This is a genomic window from Streptomyces sp. NPDC126499, from assembly GCF_040302485.1.
GTDB lineage: Bacteria > Actinomycetota > Actinomycetes > Streptomycetales > Streptomycetaceae > Streptomyces.
On the sequence record NZ_JBEOUO010000007.1, the window covers coordinates 64,544 to 88,974 of the forward strand.

Below are 24,431 nucleotides of genomic sequence, written 5' to 3' on the forward strand. Positions count from 1 at the left end.
CGTGCTCTTCCGCGTCGACCCCGCCTCCTCCGTGCCGCTCGGCGACCAGATCGCCTCCTGCGTCCGGGGCGCGCTCGCCGACGGCAGCGCCACACCCGGCGAGCGCCTCCCGGCCGCACGGGAACTCGCCGACTCCCTCGGCGTGAACGTCCACACCGTGCTGCGCGGCTACCAACGGCTGCGCGAGGAGGGCCTGATCGAGCTGCGCCGCGGCCGGGGCGCCGTCATCGTGCCGGGCGCCCAGGCCCCCGACCGCGCCCGACTCGTCGACAGCCTCCGCACCCTCGCCGCCGAGGCCCGCCGCCTCGGCCTGACGGACGAGGAGTTCCTGGACCTGGCCCGGGCGGGACTGGGCTGAGGGGTCCCAGCGGCCGCGTTACGGGAGTGGCGCCCTGTTACGGCATCGGCGCCCCGAGCCGCAGGTTCCAGCGGCCCGAGCGGCCGGACAGGTCGACGCGGTCCAGCGGGCGCACGTCGAGGCGCCAGAAGACCGCCTCGGGCGCGCCGAGGGCGTGGGCGGCGGCCGCGCGGATCACGTCGGGTTCGGCGAAGGCGAAGACGGTGCCCGGCTCCAGGGCCTCCATCCAGGCCGCCACCCGCTCGCGCAGCTCCCGCAGCGACTCGCCGCCGTGCGGTGCCGCGCCCGGGTCGGAGAGCCAGGCGGCCACCGACTCCGGTTCGTCGGCGGTCAGTTCGTCCAGGCTCCGGCCCCGCCACCGGCCCATCGCACAGCCCGCGAGGGCCGGTTCGGCCGGCACGTCCGCCAGGCCCAGGAGCTCGGCCGTCTCCCGGCAGCGCCTGGAGGGGGACCGGAGGGTCCGCACCCGGCGCGCCGGACACAGCGGGCTCACCTTCCGGTCACGTACGGGCTCCAGCGGCCCGTCGTCGTCGAACCGGGCCTCGCGCAGGGCGGTGTTCATGGCCGGGGCGATCAGGGACAGACGCACGGTCCCGGTTCCGGATCCGGTTCCGGGCGCGGACGGGGGCACGGGCACGGCCATGGGTGATTCATCCCTCACTTCACGGTTCCGCGCTTCGGGCGCTCTTGGCGGGGAGTGGTCGGCGCGGTACGGTCAGTCGACATTTCCACAGAACGACGACGGCGAGACGGAAGTCCGGTGCAAGTCCGGCACGGTCGCGCCACTGTGAGCCGCCCCCGGTGCCCAACGGTACGCCGGGGAGGGCGAGTCAGACCCGACGACCGTCGTCGCGCACCACCGTATGGGACGCGCGTTCCCGAGGAGGTTCCACCATGGCCGAGGCCATTGCGTCGCCCGCCGTCACGTCCACCCCGTCGTCCGTCGCCCCGGTCTCGCTGCCGGTCCGCGCGGTGCTGCCGTGGGCGGCTTTCGTCGGCATCCTGGCGCTCGTCGCGCTCTACTTCGTCGGTGCCGAGCAGGGGGCGACCTCGCTCTTCGCGGGCGAGGGCGTGCACGAGTGGGTGCACGACGGTCGCCACCTGCTCGGTTTCCCCTGCCACTGAGGGGCGACCGCACCATGTCCGCTCCTTCAGCACCCTCTGCTCCATCCCCTCCATCGCCGCCATCCGCTCCCTCCGCCGCCCCGACCGCTCCCACGGGCTCGCTCGTGGGAAAGCTCCTGGTCCGCGGCATGCTCGCGGGACTGATCGCCGGACTGTTCGCCTTCGCCGTCGCCTACGTCGTGGGTGAGCCGTCCGTCAACGCCTCGATCGCCGTCGAGGAGGCCGCCGCGAAGGCGGAGCACGCCGCGGCGCACAGCCACGGCGGGGGGCACGGCGAGGGCCACGGCGCCGGGGAGGGCGAGCAGGCCGAGGACGAACTCGTCAGCCGGGACCTCCAGTCCACGGCGGGGCTCGCCACCGGTGTGCTCGTCTACGGCGTCGCGCTCGGCGGCATCGCGTCCCTGGCGTTCTGCTTCGTCCTGGGACGGCTGGGCCGGTTCACCCCGAAGGCCACCGCGGCGCTCGTCGCGGCGGCGGCCTTCACCACGGTCTATCTGGTGCCGTTCCTCAAGTACCCGGCGACCCCTCCGGCCGTCGGCAACCCGGACACCATCGGGAAGCGCACCACGCTCTTCTTCCTGATGATCCTGCTCAGCGTGCTGCTGGGCATCGCCGCGGTCGTCGCGGGCCGCCGGCTCGCCCCGCGCCTCGGCAACTGGAACGCGACCGTCGTCGCGGGCGCGGGCTTCGTCGCCGCGGTCGCGATCGCCTGCGCGTTCCTGCCCGGCAACGGGGACGCCGTCGCCGCGGACTTCCCGGCCGCCGTCCTGTGGGAGTTCCGGCTCGCGACCCTGGGCATCCAGGCGGCCCTGTGGGTGGTCTTCGGACTCGCCTTCGGGCTGCTCGCCCAGCGGCTGCTCGCACCGGGGCCCGCCTCGGCGCAGGCGATCCGGGCGGCCGCCCCGGCCGCCTGAGCCCCGCCCGTACGCGAACCGCCGCGACCGCCGCGACCGCCGCGACTGCGGCAACCGCGGCAACCGCCTCACCGGCCCCGTACACCACTTGCCGTGGTGTACGGGGCCGCTGGGTTTCAGGAGGGCTGCCGGAGCTCGCGGACGGGCGCCCCGGCGAGGAACGCCTCGATGTCCTCGACGGCCTGCCCGAAGTAGCGGGCGTAGTTGGCCTCCGTCACGTACCCGAGGTGCGGCAGCGCGAGCACGTTCGGCAGGGTCCGCAGCGGGTCGTCGGCCGGCAGCGGCTCCGTCTCGTAGACGTCCAGGCCCGCCCCCGCGATCCACCCCTCCCGCAGCGCTCGCAGCAGCGCCGGGCCGTCGACGAGCCCGGCGCGGGAGGTGTTGACCAGGTACGCGTGCGGGCGCATCGCCCGCAGCTCCGGCTCGCCGAGCAGGCCGCGGGTGCGGTCGGAGAGCACCAGGTGCAGGGAGACGACGTCACTGGCGCCGAGGAGACCGGGAAGGCTCGCCGCCCGCCGTACGCCGTGCTCGGCGGCCCGCTCGTCCGTCAGGTTGGGGCTCCAGGCGACCACGTCCATGCCGAAGGCGAGACCGATCCGGGCCACCCGGCCGCCGATCTTGCCGAGGCCGACGAGCCCGAGCGTGCGGCCCGCGAGATCCATGCCGACCGTCGACTGCCACGGCCCGCCCTCCCGCATCGCCCGCCCCTCGACGTGCACCTGCCGGGCAAGGCCCAGGATCAGCGCCCAGGTCAGCTCGGTCGGCGGCACCGGACTGCTCTCCGTACCGCACACGGTGACGCCCCGCGCCCGGGCCGCCGCCACGTCGACGGACGCGTTGCGCATCCCGGAGGTGACGATCAGCCGGAGCCGGGGGAGGCGGGCCAGCAGGTCCGCGTCGAGCGGGGTGCGCTCGCGCATCACGACGAGGATCTCGCAGTCCTCGACGGCGGCGACCAGCTCCTCCCGGCCGGTGAGGTGCTCACGCAGCACGCGCACCTCGACCCGGCCGTCGAGCCGGCTCCAGTCGGCCGAGGAGAGGGCGACGCCCTGGTAGTCGTCGAGGATCGCGCAGCGCAGCGCCGGTGCGGTCTGGTTCATGGACCGCATGATCGCGTACGCCGGGCACGAGCCGCAGACCGGCCCCCTGGGGCTACTTCCAGTTGATGCGGGCCTTGACCGCGCGGGCCGCCTTCCAGCCGAGGCTGACGGCGTACGCGGAGACCGCCGAGGGCGCCGGCTTGAGCTGGAGCAGCAGCTTGCCGTCCTTGGGCCCGACCCGCACGGTGTGCAGCTTCTTGCCGGCCCCGGGCAGGGACACGGCGTGCTCGTCGGCCCGCTTGCTGACCTTGCCGCCCAGCGCGGTGCCGAGCCCGCCGGTCGCGGTCAGGCCCTTGGCCGAGCAGCGCAGGGAGAGGTGCCAGTCGCCCTTGGGGAGGGCGGCGCCGTTGTCGGCGGTGGCCAGGTCGACGGAGGCCCGGAAGCAGGCCCGCCCGTAGTCGTACGTCTCCTTGCCGCGGCTGACGGTGAGGTGCGGCGAGGGCACCTGCTCGGCGGTGACGGCGACCTCGCGGCCGGTGCCGGCGTGCTTCAGGACCACCTCGGTGACCAGGTCGTCGGTGTCGACCTGGTCGAGGTAGCCGTAACCGGCCAGTTCCAGGACCGTGCCGCGCCAGGCGAGCCGGTCGACGCGGCGGCGCGGGCTGACGCCGGTCACCGCCGAGGTGATGTCGCACAGCTCCTCGAACACGGCGGAGTCGGCGGCCGGGAACGGCGGGGTGGCGTACACCCGGCCGGCGCGGACCAGCGCCTTGCCGGGCCGGCCGGCCAGCTGCCACGCGACGACCTCGGCGAGCTCGTCGACGAGGCCCTCGCGCAGACAGTGGGCGACGAGCTTCTCGTTCACCGGCATCTTGGCGAGGATCGCGGGGCTGATCCACTTCTGCGCGTACGGGCGGGCCAGTTCGACCATGCGCTTCCGCTCATCGTGGTCGGCGTCGAGGAAGCGCTGGTCGAAGCGCCGGATCATCTCGACGTTGACGTGACGGCCGACCAGGTGGTCGCGCAGCGGGCCCGGCTCGGTGAGTCCGGTGACGAGCCTGACCATCTCGTCGGCCTGCTCCAGGGCCACGGTGAAGTCGATGCCGTTCGCGGTGATGTTGCCCTCGTCGCCCCGCTTGACGACGTAGTAGCAGTCGTAGTCGCCGACGGTCGAGATGACCTTGCTGTGCAGATAGGCCTGGGCGACGAAGTACTGGTCCTCGCTGATCCGCATGTGCTCCGGGAAGCGGATGGAGTGCTTCTCGATCATCTCGCGCCGGAACAGCTTGAACGGCATGAGCGTGTAGTAGGCGTCTCCCTTGGAGAGGTCGACCTTGTCCACGTTCTTGGCGAAGACCTGCTTCGGCACGCGCCGCCCGACGCCGATCAGCTTGGCGAGGACGGTGTCCGAGCCGTTCTTCTCGGCCATCGCGACCAGCCGCTCCAGCGCCTCGGGCCCGAGGGCGTCGTCACCGTCGACGAAGAACACGTACGTGCCGGTGGCGTGGTCGAGACCGACGTTCCGCGGCCGGCTCGGGCCGCCGGACGCCTCCTGGTGCACGACCTTCATGGACTCGGGGTACCGCTCGGCCCACGCGTCGAGCAGCTCCCCGCTGCCGTCGGTGCTGCCGTCGTCGACGGCGACGATCTCGAGGGCGTCCATGCCGATGGTCTGCTGCTCGATGGACTGGAGGGTGAGCTCCAGGTACGGCATCGAGTTGTAGACGGGGACGACGAGCGAGACCGTGGGCGTACGCGGGACGTTCATCTTTCGGAATCCCCCATGCAGATCTTGTGAAAAGGGCCGGTCGCGATGGCGCATCGTATCGCCCGCCCGGTAACACGGGCGCCGCGAGGCACCGCCGTACGGGGCGCGAGGGGGCGCCACGGGGGCGCACCGGCGCGGCCCGTGGGCCCGTCGGCCCTCGGCCCGTCGCCCGTCCGCTCGTCCCTGAGCCCGCTCGGCGGGCCCGGTCTCCTCAGCCCGCTCGGTCCGCTCGGTCCGCTCGGTCCGCTCGGTCCGCTTGATCCGGTCGATCGGCGGCCGGCGGCTGCGGTTCGCCCGCCGCGCGGCGGTACTCGGCGTTGATGCGCTGCGCTTCCTGGAGCTGGTCCTCCAGGATGATGATGCGGCAGGCGGCCTCGATGGGCGTGCCCTGGTCGACGAGCTCGCGGGCGCGGGCGGCGATGCGCAGCTGGTAGCGGGAGTAGCGGCGGTGGCCGCCCTGCGAACGGAGCGGGGTGATCAGCCGGGCTTCCCCGAGGGCGCGGAGGAAGCCGGGCGTCGTGCCGAGCATCTCGGCGGCGCGGCCCATCGTGTAGGCGGGGTAGTCGTCGTCTTCGAGACGGCCGATGGGATCGTCTGCTGTCATTCTCACCTCTCTGGAGGACGCGTAGGGGCCCCGAAGAGGTACCGCGAACGGGGGCGGGCGGCCTGGCACAGCGCACGCGCCGGCGTTCCGACGCATCACCGAGGGTAATGCCGAGATCCGCGCCGCCGGTACTGCTTCCCCGCCCGTGGCGCCCCGTCCGGCCGCGCGGGGGCGGTCGGACGCCGGTGCCGAGGACGGTCGGACGCCGGTGCTGAAGACGGCCGGACGGCCGGGCGAATACAATCGGCTCCCATGCCGAAGCCTGACGAACTGCTCGTGGACATCGCCGCAACGGTCGAGTCCGGGCAGAGCAATCAGATGTCCCTGACCGTCATCACCGGCGGGGCCGTCATCACGGGGCGCCTGGCTCCCGAAGCGGTGTGGCGGCAGCGGGTGACGGAGGTCCTGACGGACTCGACCCGCCTGGGCGAGTTCGCCGGCGCCTTCGAGAAGCCGTCGCGGAACGACGGGCCGCCGACCCATCTGCACTTCCACGTCGCCCGGATCATCCAGGGCACGGTGGGCATCCCGGAGACGGGCGGGATGTACCGCGTGGCCATCGCCGACGTCAGCGCCTGGACGGTGGGGGACTTCAGCTACTCCGACCACTGACCAGGTACGCGACGCGTACAAGACAGGTCCGAGACAGGTCCTCGACAGGACACGAGACACGAGAAGGGCCCGGCCGGTGCGTACCGGTCGGGCCCTTCCTTACACGTGCGACGCGCGCTGGTGCGTCCGCGGTGGTGTGCCGCGCGTGTGCGTCCGCGCTGGTGTGTCCGCGGTGGTGTGTCCGTACGGCGGTCAGATGGCCGTGGGCGTGCCGAGCAGGGCGGACGCCTGCTGCACCGGGCTGAGGCCGGTGGCGGGCGGAGCCGTCTCCGTGCCGGCGGCACGGCAGGTGAAGCCGAGCTTCGTCATGGCCCGGACGACCTCGTGGGCGGTGAAGTCGCGCCGGTCCTGGCGCGTGATGACCGCGCCGACCTGCTTGACGGGGTACTCGCGGCGACCGATGAGCACCGACTCGCCGGTGACGGGTTCGGGCTTGATGCCCTTCATCGTCTCCAGGACACCGTTCTTCGTCAGCTCGAACGGGAAGCGGGCGATGACGCAGCGCATAGGGACCTCACAGAGGGAAGAGAGAAAACGGGTTCGGCGGTGACGCGGGTGCGGCGGTGGGCTGGGGACGCCCGGAGCGCGGCAGACCCCTGTGGGGGCGGGAAAGGTCGCGCAGCCGTACCCGGTCGGTGTACGCGGAGCTGGCCCGGAAGCCGGTGAGCTGGGCCTGCGTGACGAGGCCGGTGCGCCGGCCGTCGCCGTCGCGGACGATCAGGTGCCCGGCGCGGGCGCTCGTCATGACGGCCAGGGCCACTTCGACGGTCATGTCGTCCCAGACGTGTGTTTCGGCCTCGTCGGTGACGTGGCTTTCAGCCGTTTGGGTGCTGTTCATGCGGAGCCTTCCTTGATACGGCGCGGATACGGCACACATCAGGGAATTCCCGCGGCGAACGAGCGGTGAGGGGAATTTCAAGACGTCGTCGAACGGTGCTGCGTGAAAGCGATTCGCCGGACGGCGACGAAATGAGGAGGGCGTGCGGAGTGGGGACGTGCAGCTGGGGCCCGCACCCCGAAGGATGCGGGCCCCAGCTACGTCGTGCGCGGCAGATCAGGCGGAAACGATGTTCTCGGCCGTCGGGCCCTTCTGGCCCTGCGCGATGTCGAAGTTCACCTTCTGGCCTTCCTGCAGCTCACGGAAGCCCTGGGCGGCGATGTTCGAGTAGTGGGCGAACACGTCGGGGCCGCCACCGTCCTGCTCGATGAAGCCGAAGCCCTTTTCCGCGTTGAACCACTTCACGGTGCCAGTAGCCATGTCATATCTCCTTTGGGGCTCATCGACGTCCGCACCGTGCGGACGCCGTGTCGCCGTGATGATTACCCCGCCGGCGTGACCGGACTACAAGTTTTTGGGAACCACAACTGCAACTGAAATCGAGACTAGCACGCCGCGGCGGCCGATGTCGGGAGAATTGCGCCGCTCTTTTTCCACGGTAAAAAGCCTTACCGCGCGGTCCTTTGAATTCTCATGCCGCGGGGGTGGGGGCTGCGGATGCGCGTGGGGCAGAAACCTGCTGGCGAGCCGTGGAGAAAACCTGTCGTGGCGACGGTAGACATTCGCCCGTCGTGGCGCTACTGTCGTGGACGTACCCCAGAAGTCACGTGGGCACGGCAGAGACGACCTGCCGTGCGAGCAGTACCGAAGCAGTAGGCAGTACCAGGCAACACGCAACCGAAGGTAAGGAGCAGAGCACCGTCAGGATCGCCCGGGCGAGGAAGCAGTCCGCCCGGGTACCGCAGGCCAGCCCCCGAGGGGAAGGTGGTCCCCGGTCACGCATCCGCGATCCCCGCAGTCCCGCCCGTCGGGCGGCACGTGCGGACACAGAAGGCCGGCGCAGTCTGCCGGCAGATGGTGTTGAAAGCTCGGGGCCCGGGTGCCGTCACGGCACCCGGGCCCCCCGACGCGTTCCCGAAAGAAGAGGTCTATGCCCCCTGGCAGTTCCCGCCCCGCCGACAACCTCGACGACGACGACTACCCCGCCTACACGATGGGCCGGGCCGCCGAGATGCTGGGCACCACCGCCGCCTTCCTCCGCGCCCTCGGCGACCACCGCCTGATCACCCCGCTGCGCTCCGCGGGGGGCCACCGGCGCTACTCCCGCTACCAGCTGCGCGTCGCCGCCCGCGCCCGTGAGCTCGTCGACCAGGGCACGCCCATCGAGGCGGCCTGCCGGATCGTCATCCTGGAGGACCAGCTCGAAGAGGCCCGCCGCATCAACGAGCAGCTCCGCACCGAGGCCCGCGGCCCCCAGTCCCCGGCCGCCACCCCCACCTGACCGGCGCACGCGACCGGCCCACCTGACCGGCGGCCCCGACCGGCGCACGCGACCGGCCCACCTGACCGGCGGCCCCGACCGGCGCACCCGACCGGCGGACCTGGCGGCAGACCGGGCCGGGGAGGCCGGGCCGGGCAGACCGGGCCGGGAGCCCGTACGACCGTAAGACCGCACGCACGACGAAGGCCCGGGGCACCGACCCGGGCCTTTCGCCCGCCGGAGCGAGGGGGCCGGCAGAGCAGGGATCCTCGGAGTGGGGGGCGGGAAGCCGGAGGCGTCACCCGGTCGTGTGGAATGGCCGGCCATCGGTCCGTCGGGCGCGGGGGAGCGGACCGCGGTTCGTGATCATGCGGCTGTGATCACTCTCCCTCGACGATCCCCGCATCGTCGCCCACCCTTCCGGGCCCCGGGCGCCATGGGTGTCCTGTCCGCGCTCTGCCTTCTCCCGGCGGCCCTGCCGGCGCCCGCCGCCGCGGCCCAGCCCGCGTCCCAGACCCCCGCCCAGTCCGCAGCCCAGTCCGCAGCTTCGCCCGCAGCCCCGCCCGCGGGGCCGCCGTCGGCGGCGGCTCCGCGGCCCCTCACGTCGGGCGAAGCCCGCGCCTCGGCCCGGCTGGCGGCGATCCGGCACGACCCGGCCGCTCTCCGCGCCTTCTTCCGGGCCCTGCCCAAGGGCGGGGAACTGCACAACCACCTCTCGGGCGCCGTGTCGACCGAGTACCTCATCGTCCTCGCCGGCGAGCAGGGACTGTGCGTCGACGAGGCCACCATGACGGCGGTGCGGCCTCCGTGCGGACCGGGCAAGCGGCCCGCCGCCGACGCCCGGACCGACCGCGCCTTCCACGACAAGCTGGTGCGGGCCTGGTCCATGGAGGGCTTCCCGGCCGGGCAGTCGGGGCACGACCACTTCTTCGACACGTTCGGGAAGTTCGGCGAGGTCACCTGGAGCCACCGGGGCAAGCTGCTCGCCGCCGTGGCGGACGACGTCGTGACGCAGAACCAGTTCTATCTGGAGACCATGGTCACGCCCGCGTCGGAGGAGGCGAAGCAGCTGGCCGCCGAGGTCGGCTGGGACGCGGACCTCGCCCGGCTCCACGGCAAGCTCGTCGCGGGCGGGCGCCTCGACCGGCTGGTCGCCGAGGCGCGCCGCGAGGCCGACGAGGCCGACGCCGAGTTCCGGCGGGAGGCGGCCTGCGACACGCCGCGTCCGAAGGCCGCCTGCCGCCTGACCGTACGGTGGATCTCCCAGGTCTCGCGCGGCAGTACGCCGGAGCGGGTGTTCACCCAGATGGCCCTCGGGATGCGGCTGGCCGAGCGGGACGACCGGTTCGTCGCCGTGAACCTCGTCCAGCCCGAGGACTGGGACAGCTCCCTGAAGAACTACCGCCTCCAGATGCGGATGCTGAAGCACCTCAAGGGGATCTACCCGGGCGCGCACCTCACCCTGCACGCCGGCGAGCTGTGGCCCGGTCTGGTCAAGCCGGAGGACCTCGCCTTCCACATCGGCGAGGCCGTGAACGTCGCGGGCGCCGAGCGGATCGGCCACGGCGTCGACCTGGTCCACGAGGACGACTGGCGGCGGCTCGCCCGCACGATGGCCGAGCGGCGGATCGCCGTGGAGGTGCCGTTCACCAGCAACGCGCAGATCCTCGGCGTCAAGGGCGCCGACCATCCCTTCGAGACGTACCGCGCCCACGGCGTCCCGGTCGTGCTCGCCACCGACGACCCCGGTGTCTCGCGGATCGACATCAGCCACGAGTACCAGTACGCCGCCGAGACCTACGGCCTCGGCTACCGTGACCTGAAGGACCTGGCCCGCGCGTCCCTGGAGTACGCTTTCCTCCCCGGCGCGAGCGTCTGGCAGGGCAACCCGACCCGCGACGGCTACCGCCTCGCCGGCCCCTGCGCCCACGACCGCCCCGGCGCGGACACCCCCAGCCCCTCCTGCCGCCGCCTCCTCGGCCGCAACCTCAAGGCGCAGGTGCAGTGGCGCCAGGAGGCCGCCTTCGCCGCGTTCGAGCGCCGTGTGACGAAGGTGTAGTCCGCTGCCCGCTCGCAATGGGAAGGCCCGGGTCGCCGACCCGGGCCTTCTTCATATGCCGCTCACCGCACGTCCGGCGCGCCGGCGCGTCCGGCGAGGCGTCCGCCTACGTCACCGGTCCTCGGCGAGAACGACGACGTACTCGTCCGCGTAGGCGTCGCTCTCGTCCCGCGGCATCAGCAGGAGCGACAGCGTGGCCCGTTCACCCGCGAAGCGGACGTCGACGGAGGCGTCCTTCTCCCCGAGGCTGAATGCCGCCGTGGCCGGGCGCTGCGCGGCGTCGCCCCAGCGGGCCACCCAGCGCTTCGCGTCGTTCTTCGTCTCGCCGTCCTCCCTGGCGAACCCGGCCAGCCCCTCGGCGTCGCGGGCCTTGAGACGTGCCAGGACGTGCTCGGTGGTGGAGAGGCTGCCGGGGGTGGGGCGCCCCGTCACCGTCAGCTCCAGCTCGTTGACGCCGTTCTTGGTGCGTTCGGGGGTCTTGTCGGTGGAAAGGGCATCGCAGCCGCCGAGCAGGAGCACGAGCGCTCCGGCCAGCCACACCGACCCGGTCGCCCGCCTCAACTGCGCTTCCCGGGGCGGATGATGCTGACGGCGCTCAGGTTCTTGTTGTTCTTGAACCACTGGCTGAGGGTCGTGTGGTGGACACGGCCGTGCTGGGTGATGGTGATCTTGTCCCCCTTGCCGCCGGTGACGACCCCGGCGTGGTTCCACTTCTTCGAAGACCGGTAGTAGCCGAAGATGACGTCGCCCGGCCGGGCATCGTAGCGCGAGATCTCGCGGCCGCCCCGGTGGTTCTTCAGGTGCTGCCGCAGATTGGCGGCGGCGGCCCAGGTGTAGCTGTCCAGGCGGATCCAGCCGATGTTGTTGCGGAACCAGCGCGACTCGTTCTTGCGGCCGCCCTTGCGCTGCTGCATCTTGCCGCCCCAGTGCAACGCCTTGGAGACGAAGTTGGCGCAGTCGTTGTCGTAGTCGTACCCGATGTTGGCGTTGCGCTTGGCCCAGTTGGCCGTGCCGCTGCCGTCGGGGGCGGCGGCGAACACCGCGGCGAGCCGCGTCGAGGTCGCCGGGGCCGGCTCCTCGGGGAGCATGCCGTCGGCGTCGAGCTTGATCGGCAGGTCCTCCTCCCCTTCCGCGACGTTCTCCACGCTGCCCTCCGTCGGCGGTGCCACGGAGGCGTGGCGCACGGCGTCGCCCGTCGTGGGCAGGGTGACCTCGGCCGCGGCGTCGTCGGCCTCCACGCGCAGGGTGTTTCCGGTGAAGACGAAGCGGCCGGGAAGGGATCCCTCCTCGGGTTCCTGGGTCCCGTCGGTGTGGGTGAGCACACTGCGCTCGGTCACCGTGCCGCGCGCGATCACGGTGTTCTCGGGGCCGGGACCGGTCAGCACGTCGTCGAAGACCGTGGTGATCTCGGTGAAGCGCCGCCCGTGACGGGCGTACGCCTCCCTGCGGTCGTTCAGGTGGGGCAGCTGCTGTTCGATCAGCTCCCGGAACGTCGCGCCGTGAGGGCTGCTCGCGATGGCCTGTTCGACGGTGGTGTACGTGCCCTTGAGGATGCCGGCGCGGGCGGTGAGGTAGTCGCGTACGACCTGGGCGTAACGTTCCTGCTCCGCTACGGGCACCGGCTTGGCCGTGACCGGCGCGGTCGCACCGGACGTGCCGTAGACGGAGCCGGCGGTGACCGTCACGGTGTGGTCGACGCCGTTGGTGAGGCCGTCGAAGACGGCCCGGGTGTCCGTGGTGGTGGTGCGGGCGACCTCGGTGCCGTCACGGTGCACGACCACCGTGTAGGTGAGGGCGTCGGTGGCGGCGCCGGGGTCGGCCGGGGGCGTCCAGGTGGTCAGCAGTCCGCGGTCGGCGGGAACGGCCTTGGCGTGCTCAGGCGTCCCCGGGGCCCCCGCGGGGATGTAGGACACTCTCAGCACCGGCCGCAGGCCGGCCTCCTCGGCCCGCGAGGAGTGGTACACCACGCCGGGGGCGGGGGTCGTCTCGTCGCCGAGCTGCAGGCTCAGTCCGTGGTTGCCGGTCTCGTAGAGCCAGTCCGCGACGAGCGAACCCAGGTTGAGCTCGCCGAGCGGGGTGGGGAGTTCGTCGTCGGCGAGCACGGGCTCCTCGTTGGCCGCGGCGGACAGTGCCGGTCCGCCGAGCGAGGGGTCCCACGCCTCGGCGAGGTCGCGCACGGTGGCGGCGGGCTCGGTGCAGACGGCGTCCTCGGCGGTCCCGTCGCCGCAGTCGGCCCGGTGCAGGACGAGCCGGGCGTCGGTGATCCGGGCACCGGCGGGCACGGCGGTCAGGTCCGCCTTGAACCAGGTGCGCCAGGCGGTGCCGCCCGGCGTGCCCACGCGCAACGTGCCGTCCTGGACGGCCCCGCACGGGTCGGCACCGCAATCGGCCGCACCGACCGGTGCGGTGGCGTCGCGCAGCGCTTCACCGGATATGTCGACGGTCCGCACCTGGGGATCCGGCCGCGGGGCCGGGTTCTTGGCGGTGAAGGTCCGCTTGGGCGTCCACGCCGAACAGGCCGTGTCGCTGCACGCGCGCATGGCCCACTGGTAGGCGCGCCCGGGGACGAGGGTGCCTTCCGGGATCAGGGTGGCGACGCGCTGGCCGCTGTCGTGGAAGGACGGCGGCAGCTGCACGCCCGGCAGGGGTGCGCCGGTGGCGTCGTACAGGGCGAACTCGCCGTGCAGATAGGAGCGGTCCCCGGCTGTCAGCACACCGGACAGCATGGGCGTCGGGGTGTCCTGGGCGCCTTCCTGGAGCGCGCTCGGGACGTCCGGCACGGGCAGGACGGCGGGCTTGCTGCCGCGGCCGAACTGGTAGGCGGTGACGCCGGAGAGCAGGCCGGCCGCGTCGATGGTGCGGGCGTGCAGCACGTGCCAGCCCTTGGCGGGGTTGATCCTGACGGTCTGCGGCTTGCCGCCGGTGCCCGCCGCATCGTTCACCTGATGCGGGGTGTTGGGGTCGTCCAGTGCCCACAGGAAGCCACGGCCGTCCGTGGAGGCCGTGGTGAGGGTGCAGCCGGTCTCACCGGTCGAGTCGGTCCAGGCGTCCCGGGGCTGGCCGGCGCAGTGGATCTGCGGCGCGGCCGGCTTGTCGGTGTTCACGCTGAACGGTACGTAACCGCTCCACGCGCCGTAGGCGGATCCGTCGTACGCCCGGGCGCGGACGCGATAGCCGAACGCGCCGAGCTTCTTGTCCGCGGGGAGGGCCAGGGCGGCGGTGCCGCCGGAGGCGACGGCGCCGCTGATGCCCGTGAAGCTGTAGGTCCCCGCGTCGTTGGAGGCCGGGTCGGCGGTGACCTCGAACTGGGCGCGCACCGTGCCCCCGTCGGCGTCCGTCACCTTCGCCGAGAACGTGGGCGTGACCGAGGTCGCGTACGTCCGCTTGTTGAAGGTGTTGTACGAGGACGGGGAGAGCGCAACGGCGGTCGGCGTGCCCGGCGGGTTGTTGTAGGTCACCGAAAGCACCGGCACGTTGGTGGCGGCGTTGCGGGAGTTGAAGCGCTTCCAGCCGTAGGGGTCCGTCTCGTCGGCCGCCCGGATGCCCAGCGAGTTCAGCTCGTAGGCGTTGCCCGCCCAGGCACGCGCCAGAGCGGTGATGTCGGAGGTCACCCAGCCGTCCGCGCAGCCGGACCCGTGCCCCTTGGTCTGGGTGGACGTGGCCCACTTGCGGTTCCAGCTGGGCTGGGCGGTCCAGCGGCTGGCGGTGCTGGGGGTGCTGGTGTCCCAGACCTCCCAGGCGCGTGCCTCGCAGGACCAGGCGTGGTAGTTCCACAGCTTCAGCGTGGCCGCCTTGACGTCCTTCCCCTTCACCGCGCGGGTGTCGAAGCGGAGGAAGGAACGGGCGACCTGGTCCGAGCCGTTGTTGCCGATCTTGAGCTCGGTCGAGGTGGACTGATCCGTGGTGTAGCCCTGCTGCACGAAGGTGGTGAACGTGGTCAGCAGACCGACCGCCGGGTCGACGGTCACGGGGAACCGCGTGGCCGGATCGGCGAGGAAGGCGGCGTCCGGAGTCAGCGTGAGGTCGACGCTGTCGCCCTGCTGGACGACGGTCATCGCGACGGGGGCGCGGTGCGGGTGCTCACCGGAGCGCACGTCGGTGCGCGCGTCCCACATCACCGGAGCGGGCAGCGTGCCCGCGGGCTTGCCCGTGCGGGTGTCGGTGAAGCTCACCCCGCCGTCCGCGTCCGCCCGGGCGGTCAGACCCTTGGCGGTGAGCGTCATCCGCAGGACGCCGGCCGCGTCCACCGCCTGGCGGGAGTTGAGCACGAGGAACTGCTCGAACCCCGTGCGCGTGGCCGAAACGACGAGGTCGGCGTGCGGCAGAGCGCCGGGATAGGTCGCCTTGGTTCCGCTGATGCGCGGGGCGGGCAGAGCACCTCGCCAACCCAACTCGACGCGTTCCCCCCGCGGCGAGGTGAGTGAGACCAGCGGTGCGGAGACGGCCACCGGCTCCTTGGCGCGCAGCCGGCGTGCGGCCGCGGCGTCCTTGCGCGCGGGAGCGGCCCCGCCCAAGGTGAGCTCCAGCGGGTGGGCCTTGGCCTCGACCTCCCCGTCGGCCGCCTTCTCCAGGCTGATGTCCACCTCGGTCCAGGTGCCGTCATCAGCGCGGAAGCGAACCGGTCCGCCGGCCTGATCCTCCGTCAGCGTGCCGTCCGGATTCGCCCAGAGCGTGCGTGTCTCCGTGCGGGCGTCGGTGACTTCGACGCGCCTTCCCTCCATACGTGCCCTCAGCACCGCTGAGGTGACGTCGCCCTTGGTCCGGGGCGCCGCTCCCTTGGTGAGTGCTGCGGGTGTCACGGCCGCCGCACCCGACGGGGCGGCCGCGGACACGGTGGCGGCCGGTGTGGCCAAGTCGACGGCCAACAGGCCGGACAGGGCCGCGGCGGCTGCCAGCGGCCATCTGAATCTGGACTTGCGTATGCTCCGCAAGGAGCCCTCCTATAAAGAAGTAACAAAGAGATCGCAAAGTCTAGATCAGGCCATTTTTCGCCCGTCAGCAGCCGACGAGAGAGCGGCGGAGCCCGTGGTGACACGGCTCCGCGACGAAGCCGCCTGCCGGGGCGCCCGTCAGTCCGGCTCGCCGACGATGCCGAGCATCAGCGCCAGGCGCCGCTTGGGGACCGAGCCGAACTTCCGGCGGACGTTCATCACGTAGTTGCGCGCCGTGCCGACGGTGATGCCCAGACGGTCGGCGATCTCCACCGCGGTGAAGCCCTGCGCGGCGAGCAGGGCGACGTCGCGCTCGCGAGGGGTGAGCCCGGCGTTGACCTGGTGGCGCTGGGTCTCCGGTACGTGGAGGAGGCCGTGATGCAGGGAGCGGTCGCGGGCGAGCGCGGCGAGGGAGCGGTCGGCGCCCGTCGAGGTGAGGAGGGCGGCGGCGCGGTCTCGGGCGTGGGCCTGTTCACGCGCGGAAGGGGCCACTTTCGCGGCGGCGTGATAGGCGCGGCCGGCGGTGATGGGCTCGCCCAGGTCGGCCAGGGCGTCCGCGCCTTCGATCAGGGAGGTCCAGCCGCCCTTGCCGGCGAGGTGCCCCGCGACGGTCGAACGGATCGCGGCGGCGCGCGGAGAGGGCGACCAGAGCCGGGACATGGCGGCGGCCTCGTCCCGCGCCGCCGAGGGCGCGATCTCGGCCAGCGCGAGCAGGGCGTCCTCCCAGCCGAAGTGGTGCTCGGCCTCGCGCGCCTTCCGCAGGATCCGGGGCAGCCCGCGCGCCGGGCGCGGCTCGCGGCGGGCCTGCCGTATGTACGCGAGGGTCGCCGCCGCGCTCGCGCCGTACGGAGGCGAGGTCGCGTACGCCACCTCGACGACCTCGTCCAGGTTCTCGTGCCCGAGGCGGGGAGCCGTCTCGAACGTCACCGCGGCGGCGACCGCCGTGCCGAGTTCGCGGATGCCCGGGGCGGCGCCGTCCCTCGCGACCGCGGCCTGCTCCCGCGCGGCGTCCAGGCGCCCCGTACGGAGCCGTACGAGGGCTTCGACCGCGGCGAACTTGTGGACCCAGGGCCCGCGGCCCACCACCCGGCCCCGGGCGACGACCTCCAGGGCGGTCGGGTAGTCCCCCATGTAGGCGCAGGTCAAAGCCCAGTTGACATAGTTCAGTGAGGCGATCTCCCCGGTGACCGCGTCGAGATCGGCGGGCAGCAACGAGGCGGCCTGACGCCAGCGCCGCGGCGCGCGCGGATGCCCCTGGTAGGTCTCGACGGCGGCGAGCATGCCGGCCACGAGCGCGATGATCCACGGCTCGCCGGACTGCTGGGCCAGGGCGAGGCCCCGGCGGGCGAGCTTCCGGCGATCGGACGGGCCGAGGCCGGCGTCGGCGGGGAAGGACATGCGGCTCAGCGCGAGGGCCTGCCCCCCGATGTCCCCCGCCGCGGTGAACTCGAACAGGGCCCGGGTGCCGTACTCCGCCATCGCCTTCCCCCGGGCGGCCCGCGCCTGCGCGAGGAACACCGCGCCGCGCGCACGGGGGCTGTGACAGGCGGCGGCCAGCTCGTCGAGGAACGCCCACGGCCCGACGCCGGGTGCGCCCCACCGGGTGAGCAGGGAGACCATCTCGGCGAGGGCGACGCGGTCGTCGTCGGTGAGCCGCGGCAGCTCCGCCAAGGCGTACAGCAGCGTGTGGAAACCGACGTCGGCCCGGCCGTGCAGCCCGGCCGACTCGGCGTGCCGGAGCTGCTCCTGGACGGCGGGCGAGACGTTCTCGGCGAAGGAGGCAGGGGACCGGCCCGGCAGGAGCGGGCGCGCTCCGGACGCCTTCTCATTCATGGTGGCAGCAAGAATAGGTGCAGTTTCTGGATTGTCCAGGGGGGCGGGACGGGGGCTTTCATGGGCGTCCACGGGGGCATCCCTTCCAGCTGAGGAGCGCCCATGAAGAGATCCCGGAAACTGGTCGCGTCGGCGCTCACCGCGGCGCTGATGGCGTCCCCGGCGGTCGCCCACTCGGTGACCGGCGACCCGCTGTCCGCCCCGGCGCCGACCATCGCCGGTGACGTACCGCGGGAGTCCCTGGACGTGCGGCGTGAGCTGCCGCCGCTGTCCCCGACCGAGGCGCAGCGCGCCGCCGTCGCGGCGCTGGTGACATCCGTCCCGGACGGGATGTCGCCGACGATGACGTGGAACACCGCCTACGGGACGCCCCGGACCGTGCGCGTGCCCGGCGGCTATCTGACCGGTCCCCGAAGCGGCGAGCCGGTCGCCCTCGCGAAGGGCTGGCTGCACACGCACCGCGCGGCGTTCGGCCTGACGGCCGAGGACGTCGAGGCGCTGGCGGTGCGGCGCGACCACGAACTTCCCGGCATCGGCGCCCGGGTGGTGAGCTTCACGCAGACCTTCGACGGCGTCGAGGCCGTGCACGGCGGGGTGCTGACGGTGACCGTGGCCGAGGACGGCCGGGTGCTGTCCTATGCCGGCGACCCGGTACGGAGCGGCGTCCTGCTCGCCGGGTTCGACAGGTCCCCGGCCGACGCGCTCGCGGCCGTCGTGGCGTCGCTGGCCCCTTCGTCCGGCTTCGTCCCGGTGCCGACGGGGCAGACCCAGGCCGGCTACCAGGTGTTCGCGGCCGGGCCGTTCGCCCAGGTGCAGCGGGTCCGCAAGGTCGCCTTCCCGACGGCCGGCGGCGCCCGCCCGGCGTACAGCGTGCTGTTCGTCAAGAGCCTCGACGAGGCGTGGGACGTGGTCGTCGACGCGGCCGACGGGAAGACGCTGGCCAGGCACTCGCTGGTGCAGCACGAGGGCCCTCTGGAGCCCGAGGGCACGGTGTACGAGAACTTCCCGGGCTCTTCACCGGGCGGCCGGCCGGTCATCAAGAGCTTCGGCCCGAACGCCTCCTCGCCGGGCGGCTGGGTCGACCCGACCGGGCGCGCGGGACTGCCCGGCCCCACCACGCTCGGCAACAACGCCAACACCTTCGCGCAGTACACGGCCCCCCTGGCGCCGACCGACGAGCACAACCGGCCGATCAGCCCGACGGCACAGTTCCACTACGCGTTCGGCGCCAACTGGGCGCGCACCAAGGGCCAGACGCTGCCGCCCTCGTACGTACTGGACCGCGACCCCGCGGTGACCAACCTCTTCTACCACCACAACCGGATCCACGACGAGTTCTACCGGTTCGGCTTCACCGAGACGGCGGGGAACTTCCAGGTCGACAACTTCGGCAAGGGCGGCAAGGGCGGCGACCCGATCAGCGGCCTCGCGCACTCCGGCGCCGCGACCGGTGGCGCGCCGACCTACCTCGGCCGGGACAACGCCAACATGCTGACCCTGCCCGACGGCATCCCGTCCTTCTCCAGCATGTACCTGTGGGAGCCGATCAACGACGCGTTCGAGGGCCCGTACGCCGACGGCAACTTCGACCAGACCGTCATCCAGCACGAGTACAGCCACGGTCTGTCCAACCGGTACGTCGGCGGCGGCGGGCTCGGCTCGCTCGGCGGCGAGCAGTCCGGCGCGATGGGCGAGGGCTGGGGCGACTGGTACGCCATCAACCACCTGGGCCGTGAAGGGCTCTACGACAAGGCCGTGGTCGGCGAGTACGCCGTCGGCAACGCCGAGCGGGGCATCCGCAACTGGGCGTACGACAAGAGCCCGCTGACCTACGGCGACTACGGCTACGACATCACGGGACCCGAGGTCCACGCGGACGGCGAGATCTGGACCGCCATGCTGTGGGACCTGCGCCGCGCGCTCGTCGACCGGCACGGGAACAAGGCGGGAAGCGACATCGCCGAACACCTCGTGACCGACGCCATGCCGCTGTCCCCGCCGTCGCCGTCGTTCCTCGACATGCGCGACGCGATCCTCGACGCGGACACGCTGCGCTTCCACGGCGACAACACCGACGCCATCTGGACGGCGTTCGCCCGCCGCGGCGCGGGCCGGTCGGCCGCCACGGCGGGACCGGACGACACCGATCCGAAGCCGGGCTTCGACCACGCGGCGCCGTCGCGCAACGGCATGCTCGCCGTCAAACTGGTGAACTCCTCCACCGGCGAGCCCATCACCGGCGCCCGCGTGATCATCGGCGCGTTCGAGGCCCGGGTGACACCGCTCGGCACGACGGGTGCGGGCGGTGCCGTCTCCGCGCCGGTGGTCGACGGCACGTACACGGTGACCGTGCAGGCGAACGGCTTCGGCATCCAGAAGTTCCACGGCCTCCAGGTGCAGCCGGGCAAGACGCTCGCCCGCACCCTCAGGCTGGCGCCGAACCTCGCCTCGAAGCACAACGGCGCCACCGTCGTGAGGACCTCCAGCCAGGACGACGGCCTTCCCGCGAGCTTCCTGATCGACGACACCGAGGCGACCGCCTGGAAGACGAAGGACCTGGGCAAGCCGTACAACGCCGGCGCGCACCAGGTCACCGAGGTGAAACTGGCCAGGGAGGCACAGGTCTCCACCATCGCGGTCAGCACCCTCAAGCCGACGACGGCCGGACGCTTCAACGCCACCAAGGACTTCACGGTCCAGACGTCCACCGACGGCGTGCTGTGGACGACGGTCAAGTCGGGGACGTTCGCCGCGCAGGCACCGCGGCCGGCCGCGCCGGACATGCTCATCCGGACCCTGAAGCTCGACACGCCGGTCAGGGCGAGCCATGTCCGGGTCTTCATCGACGCGATCCAGGGCGAGACGAAGACGTACGCCGTGCTCGCCGAGCTGGAGGTGTTCGGCAGCGCCTCCGGTGTCGAGCCGATGCCGTCCACGCCGGAGCAGCCCGTCAGCGAGTCGGGAACGATCCAGGCCGGCGCGCCGCAGGGACTGTGGTACCTCCCCGGCACCGAGCCCTACCGTCCCGGCGCGACCGTGGCCTCGTGGCAGGCCGCCTGCGGCACGACGCCGGCCGCTCAGGGCGTGGACGCGTGGATCACGAAACTGCCGGCGGGCTGGGGCGACGGGCTGCACGTGGCGTCGTACACCGCGCCGGAGGGCCAACTCGGCGAAACGCAGATGTTCTTCTACGACTCGGCGTGCAGGCCGATCACCGGCGACTTCGCGACCCCGGGCCAGAGGCACGTGATCGCGCCGGGCGCGGCCTACGTCGGGCTGCTCTACCTCTACGGGGCGGACTACCGCTTCACCCTCACCGCCCAGCAGGCCGGCTGAGCCCGCCGCCCCTTACCCAGGAGAGACACATGCACCGGAGCAGCAGACTCACCATGGCCGCGTCGCTCGTCGGCGTCGCCGCCCTGCTGGGCACGTCGGCCGGCCTCGCGCAGGCCGGCCCCGGCGACCCGCTGAGGGCCGAGCAGTGGGGCCTGGACCAGGTCCGCGCCGAACGGGCGTGGGCCACCACCACCGGCAGGGGCGCGGTCGTCGCCGTCGTCGACACCGGGGTGGACCTGACCCACCCCGACCTCCAGGGCAACCTGGTGGCCGGCGCCACCTTCACCGGCTGCGGCGCGGCGGGCGGGCCGTGCGGGAACGGCGACTTCCGCGGCCCGGACGGGCAGAACAACGGCGACGAGCACGGCACCCACGTGGCCGGCACCGTGGCCGCCGTCGCGAACAACGGCATCGGTGTCGCCGGGGTCGCGCCGAACGCCAGGATCATGCCGGTCAAGGTCCTCGAGGACGGCAGCGGCACCTTCGAGGACATCGCCGCCGGCATACGGTGGTCGGTGGACCACGGCGCCGACGTGATCAACATGAGCCTCGGCGGGCTCGCGGGAACCCAGGTCCTCACCCTCACCGGCCTGGAGTCGTCGGTGACCGAAGCGATCGCGTACGCGGGCGCGCGGGGCACCTCGGTCATCGTCGCCGCCGGGAACTCGGCCACCGCCTTCTGCAACACCCCGGCGTGGGAGCCCGGTGCCATCTGCGTGGCGTCGACCGACCGCAACGAGCTGAAGAGCTGGTTCTCCGAGCTGCCGAACAAGCCCGACCTGAAGGCCGTCGCCGCCCCCGGCGGCGCCGGGCTGACCTCCTGCGAGGACGACATCGTGTCCACCGTGCCGGTCGGCACCGGCGCCGCGTCCTGCGGGCAGACGGACTACGACTATTACGCGGGCACGTCCATGGCCACGCCCCACGTGGCGGGCGTCGCCGCCCTGCTCTTCGCCCAGGGCCGCACCCGCGCCGCCGTCGAGGACGCCCTCCTCACCACGGCCCGCCAGCCGGTCACCGGTTTGAGGGGGACCTACTCCCCGGCCTACGGCTGGGGCATCGTGGACGCCACCGCCGCCGTCGCACAGCCGGGCGCGACCCCGCCCAACGGCCGGAAGGGCGGTCCGGAGAAGCGCTGAACGGACGGGCCTCCCGGGACGACGACGAAGGCCCAGGTCGGTGACCTGGGCCTTCGTCGGGCGAGCGGATGACGGAAAGCGAACCCGCGCTACAAGCTGGGAAACCATCACCGCCTCGAAGGGCAAGGATGGGGCACGACCGGCTTCCTCGGAGATGCGGTTTCCTCCGCGTTCCCGATGCCCGGCGATCAGACGTCGGGCGGGCTTTCCGCTTCCTGGAGTCTCTCGGCGATGCCATCGCACCACTCCTGCGCCCACCGGCGCAGCTCGCTGGTTTGCTCGTCGTCGAGTCCGTAGGCGGCGAATTCGGTGTCATCGATCCAATCCGCGCCGGCGAGCCGGGCCTGGAGATCGGAGAGGTCGAAGCTGTCACGGGCGTGGCGGCGGCCGAGCTCTTCGAGCTCGATGTGACTCCAGCGATCGGCTGCAGCGCGGACGTCGATCAGGTCACGCGCAAGGCCGCGGTCCGCCAAGGCGCGGACCTTCGTGCCGACCACGTCTTCCAGCGAGAGCACCAGGCCGTGCTCGGTCTTCACCGGCGGACGCCAGAGTGCTTCCTTGAGGACATCGACCTCGCATTCCTCGCCGGTGTCGGTGTCGGTGACGATCAGTCGCGCGGACAGGGGTCGGTTTCCAACCCTCGCACCCGCCAACCGCGTTGCTCCAGCCCGGCGTACGGTGGCGGCGATCTGCTCCATCGGCTCCGGGTTCTCGGTGGCGACATCGAGGTCCTTGCTGAGCCGGTCGACCAGTCCGTGTGCCTGGACGGCGTAGCCACCCGTGAGCACGAGCGGGTAGACGTCACCCACGGCGAGGACATCCGTGAGAAGCCGCCGGCGCAGTTCTGTGAGATTCACGCAGCAGCCTGGGCGTCGGGCGTCAGTTCCTTGAAGGCGTCCTCCCAGACATCGCGGATGTCCCGGCTGATCAGCGTGCGCAGGACGGGCCACATGGCGACGAGCAGTTCCCGGTTCAGGTAACGGACCAGGTCATCGTGCTGCCCTTCGGCCAGCACGATCCGATAGCAGCTCATCCGCAATCGGGGCTGGTCGAGGTCGAACCGGGACAGGCCGGACCACGCGAGGTGCAGCGGAAGGTCGACGTGACCGTGGGCGGGGCCGGCGAGCTCCGAGAGCTCGGCGGGAAGCCGCCGGGCGAACCTGGTGCGGCGGAGCTCGGGAACGCTGGGCGTGGTTGCCATGCCTTGATTGTTCCGCAAGAGGGCGAGGTGGCCCTGGTTCCTGCTTCGAGATGGACTCTGAACTGCGGAAAAGCGCATAAGGTGCAGGGCTTTCGCCGCTCCTCCCGTGCCTGCTGTCTACCGCCCCTACTGGACGTTGTGACACGGGTTCCTCAATCGTTCCCGTCGGTGGCCGGCGCCCGCCCACGATGTCCGCCAGGGAGCCGCGGTACATGGTGCCGAGCTTGGTGCCGACGCCCACCGTGGGGCCCGGGCCTTCCTTGACCTTGCTCAGCCAGTGTTCGGGGAGGAGCACGCGGTCGCCGACTGTGAGCGGGTCGCTTCCGCGCCGGCGATAGCTGTACGGCCCCCAGGTCCGGGCCGGTTGGTGGGTCATGCGCGTTCCAGCGGGGCCATGCGGACGCGGTGATGCCCGGGCGGTGAGTGGCTGTGCTCACGAGGAAACGGTCCAGTGGCACGCTGCTGTGGGATCGTGCGCGAACGGGAGGCAGCCCGTCCGCGCGTGATCCGGTGCACATGAACGGGAGCGATGACTCCGCCCCTTGCCATCGGTCATATGGGCGACACGTTCGAAGCGAGGAAGGCCCCGCCATGACCGACATGATCACCGCGCCCCGCCCCATCCCTTCTGTCGCCTCCGCGTCGCGATCCGCGGCGCGGTGGGGGGTGGCCGGTGGTGTGGTGGCCGGGCCGCTGTTCCTGGCGGTCGGACTCGCCCAGGGGGTCGTGCGGGAGGGCTTCGACTTCACGCGGAACGCGATCAGCCAGCTCGCCCTCGGCGAGGCGGGTTGGATCCAGACGGCGAGCTTCGTCCTCACCGGCGCACTGCTGATCACCGGCGCGACCGGCCTGCGGCGGGCGCTGCGCGGTGGCCCCGGCGGGACGTGGGGTCCGGCCCTGATCGGCGTCTTCGGCGCCTCCTTCTGGGCCGCGGCGGCCTTCCCGGCCGATGCCGGAGCGGGCTTTCCCGTCGGGGCGCCCGAGGCGACCGTGATGAGCGGGCACGGAGCTGTCCACATGTTCGGCGGGATGATCGGCTACCTCGCCCTGTGCGCCGCGTTCTTCGTCCTGGCCCGCCCGCTCGCAGCCCGGGGCCTTCGCGGCTGGGCCGTCGCATCCCGCGTCGTGCCCATGATCGTCCTCACCGGGTTCATGGCCTCGGCCGCCTCCGTCCTCGCGTTCACCGTCGGCGCCGGCCTCGGCCTGCTGTGGCTGAGCGCTGTGACGGCCCGCCTGGCCGACCGCTAGCCGCC

Annotated in this window: 21 protein-coding genes and 1 riboswitch; of the genes, 9 read left to right on the plus strand and 12 right to left on the minus strand. The window is 72.4% G+C overall.

The window, feature by feature from the left end; genetic code table 11:
• Position 1: 1 nt before the first annotated feature.
• Positions 2 to 358: a GntR family transcriptional regulator gene (locus ABTZ91_RS12190; protein WP_352077052.1), complete on the plus strand. Its 357-nt coding sequence runs from the start codon at positions 2 to 4 to the stop codon at positions 356 to 358.
• Between the two features lie 37 nt (positions 359 to 395).
• Here the strand turns inward: ABTZ91_RS12190 and ABTZ91_RS12195 are convergent, their stop codons facing one another.
• Complete coding sequence (locus tag ABTZ91_RS12195; protein WP_352077053.1) at positions 396 to 947, minus strand: histidine phosphatase family protein; 552 nt, start codon at positions 945 to 947, stop codon at positions 396 to 398.
• A 162-nt stretch (positions 948 to 1,109) separates the two neighbouring features.
• A riboswitch (cobalamin riboswitch) is annotated at positions 1,110 to 1,194 on the plus strand.
• 58 nt (positions 1,195 to 1,252) lie between these two features.
• Between ABTZ91_RS12195 and ABTZ91_RS12200 the strand changes: the two genes are divergently transcribed.
• Together ABTZ91_RS12200 and ABTZ91_RS12205 are read left to right on the plus strand one after the other, a co-directional pair.
• Entirely contained in the window at positions 1,253 to 1,483 is a 231-nt protein-coding gene (locus ABTZ91_RS12200) for a CbtB-domain containing protein (RefSeq protein WP_352077054.1), read from the plus strand.
• Between the two features lie 104 nt (positions 1,484 to 1,587).
• A complete protein-coding gene (locus ABTZ91_RS12205; RefSeq protein ID WP_352077055.1) occupies positions 1,588 to 2,397 on the plus strand; it encodes a CbtA family protein in 810 nt (269 codons plus the stop codon).
• Between the two features lie 116 nt (positions 2,398 to 2,513).
• Here the strand turns inward: ABTZ91_RS12205 and ABTZ91_RS12210 are convergent, their stop codons facing one another.
• From ABTZ91_RS12210 to ABTZ91_RS12220, 3 genes are all read right to left on the minus strand, one after another.
• Positions 2,514 to 3,497: a D-2-hydroxyacid dehydrogenase family protein gene (locus tag ABTZ91_RS12210; protein ID WP_352077056.1), complete on the minus strand. Its 984-nt coding sequence runs from the start codon at positions 3,495 to 3,497 to the stop codon at positions 2,514 to 2,516.
• Positions 3,498 to 3,549: 52 nt separating this feature from the next.
• Entirely contained in the window at positions 3,550 to 5,205 is a 1,656-nt protein-coding gene (locus tag ABTZ91_RS12215) for a glycosyltransferase (protein WP_352077057.1), read from the minus strand.
• Positions 5,206 to 5,416: 211 nt separating this feature from the next.
• Positions 5,417 to 5,809 carry a MerR family transcriptional regulator gene (locus tag ABTZ91_RS12220; RefSeq protein ID WP_352077058.1) on the minus strand — a complete coding sequence of 131 codons (393 nt, stop codon included), beginning with the start codon at positions 5,807 to 5,809 and terminating at the stop codon, positions 5,417 to 5,419.
• Positions 5,810 to 6,061: 252 nt separating this feature from the next.
• On the opposite strand from ABTZ91_RS12220, the gene ABTZ91_RS12225 reads away from it, so the two are divergent.
• Positions 6,062 to 6,421 (plus strand): hypothetical protein, encoded by a 360-nt coding sequence (locus ABTZ91_RS12225; RefSeq protein ID WP_345487026.1) that lies wholly within the window; start codon positions 6,062 to 6,064, stop codon positions 6,419 to 6,421.
• Between the two features lie 192 nt (positions 6,422 to 6,613).
• Here ABTZ91_RS12225 and ABTZ91_RS12230 read toward each other — a convergent pair whose 3' ends face one another.
• From ABTZ91_RS12230 to ABTZ91_RS12240, 3 genes are all read right to left on the minus strand, one after another.
• Positions 6,614 to 6,928 carry an SCO5918 family protein gene (locus tag ABTZ91_RS12230; RefSeq protein WP_352077059.1) on the minus strand — a complete coding sequence of 105 codons (315 nt, stop codon included), beginning with the start codon at positions 6,926 to 6,928 and terminating at the stop codon, positions 6,614 to 6,616.
• Positions 6,929 to 6,935: 7 nt separating this feature from the next.
• The gene (locus tag ABTZ91_RS12235; RefSeq protein WP_352077060.1) at positions 6,936 to 7,259 is read right to left on the minus strand and encodes a CBS domain-containing protein; all 324 of its coding nucleotides are present in this window, start codon (positions 7,257 to 7,259) and stop codon (positions 6,936 to 6,938) included.
• A gap of 216 nt (positions 7,260 to 7,475) precedes the next feature.
• Positions 7,476 to 7,679 carry a cold-shock protein gene (locus ABTZ91_RS12240; RefSeq protein ID WP_352077061.1) on the minus strand — a complete coding sequence of 68 codons (204 nt, stop codon included), beginning with the start codon at positions 7,677 to 7,679 and terminating at the stop codon, positions 7,476 to 7,478.
• A 670-nt stretch (positions 7,680 to 8,349) separates the two neighbouring features.
• Between ABTZ91_RS12240 and ABTZ91_RS12245 the strand changes: the two genes are divergently transcribed.
• Together ABTZ91_RS12245 and ABTZ91_RS12250 are read left to right on the plus strand one after the other, a co-directional pair.
• The gene (locus tag ABTZ91_RS12245; protein WP_352077062.1) at positions 8,350 to 8,700 is read left to right on the plus strand and encodes a helix-turn-helix domain-containing protein; all 351 of its coding nucleotides are present in this window, start codon (positions 8,350 to 8,352) and stop codon (positions 8,698 to 8,700) included.
• Positions 8,701 to 9,115: 415 nt separating this feature from the next.
• Entirely contained in the window at positions 9,116 to 10,738 is a 1,623-nt protein-coding gene (locus ABTZ91_RS12250; RefSeq protein ID WP_352077063.1) for an adenosine deaminase, read from the plus strand.
• Between the two features lie 111 nt (positions 10,739 to 10,849).
• On the opposite strand, the gene ABTZ91_RS12255 is transcribed toward ABTZ91_RS12250, so the two are convergent.
• The 3 genes from ABTZ91_RS12255 to ABTZ91_RS12265 all read right to left on the minus strand — a co-directional run bounded on the left by ABTZ91_RS12255 (position 10,850) and on the right by ABTZ91_RS12265 (position 17,502).
• Positions 10,850 to 11,299, minus strand: a complete 450-nt coding sequence (locus ABTZ91_RS12255; RefSeq protein ID WP_352077064.1) for a hypothetical protein — start codon at positions 11,297 to 11,299, stop codon at positions 10,850 to 10,852.
• The gene (locus ABTZ91_RS12260; protein ID WP_352077065.1) at positions 11,296 to 15,537 is read right to left on the minus strand and encodes a DNRLRE domain-containing protein; all 4,242 of its coding nucleotides are present in this window, start codon (positions 15,535 to 15,537) and stop codon (positions 11,296 to 11,298) included. Before ABTZ91_RS12260 ends, ABTZ91_RS12255 begins: the two co-directional genes overlap by 4 nt.
• Before the next feature lie 270 nt (positions 15,538 to 15,807).
• On the minus strand, positions 15,808 to 17,502 hold the full coding sequence (locus ABTZ91_RS12265) for a LuxR C-terminal-related transcriptional regulator (protein WP_352077066.1): 1,695 nt from the start codon (positions 17,500 to 17,502) through the stop codon (positions 15,808 to 15,810).
• Positions 17,503 to 17,604: 102 nt separating this feature from the next.
• Between ABTZ91_RS12265 and ABTZ91_RS12270 the strand changes: the two genes are divergently transcribed.
• Positions 17,605 to 20,838 carry a M36 family metallopeptidase gene (locus ABTZ91_RS12270; RefSeq protein ID WP_352077067.1) on the plus strand — a complete coding sequence of 1,078 codons (3,234 nt, stop codon included), beginning with the start codon at positions 17,605 to 17,607 and terminating at the stop codon, positions 20,836 to 20,838.
• Positions 20,839 to 20,867: 29 nt separating this feature from the next.
• The gene (locus ABTZ91_RS12275) at positions 20,868 to 21,977 is read left to right on the plus strand and encodes a S8 family peptidase (RefSeq protein ID WP_352077068.1); all 1,110 of its coding nucleotides are present in this window, start codon (positions 20,868 to 20,870) and stop codon (positions 21,975 to 21,977) included.
• Between the two features lie 188 nt (positions 21,978 to 22,165).
• Here the strand turns inward: ABTZ91_RS12275 and ABTZ91_RS12280 are convergent, their stop codons facing one another.
• Entirely contained in the window at positions 22,166 to 22,834 is a 669-nt protein-coding gene (locus ABTZ91_RS12280; protein WP_352077069.1) for a nucleotidyl transferase AbiEii/AbiGii toxin family protein, read from the minus strand.
• Entirely contained in the window at positions 22,831 to 23,178 is a 348-nt protein-coding gene (locus tag ABTZ91_RS12285) for a transcriptional regulator (RefSeq protein ID WP_352077070.1), read from the minus strand. Before ABTZ91_RS12285 ends, ABTZ91_RS12280 begins: the two co-directional genes overlap by 4 nt.
• 591 nt (positions 23,179 to 23,769) lie before the next feature.
• Between ABTZ91_RS12285 and ABTZ91_RS12290 the strand changes: the two genes are divergently transcribed.
• Positions 23,770 to 24,426 carry a DUF998 domain-containing protein gene (locus ABTZ91_RS12290; RefSeq protein WP_352077071.1) on the plus strand — a complete coding sequence of 219 codons (657 nt, stop codon included), beginning with the start codon at positions 23,770 to 23,772 and terminating at the stop codon, positions 24,424 to 24,426.
• Positions 24,427 to 24,431: the final 5 nt, after the last annotated feature.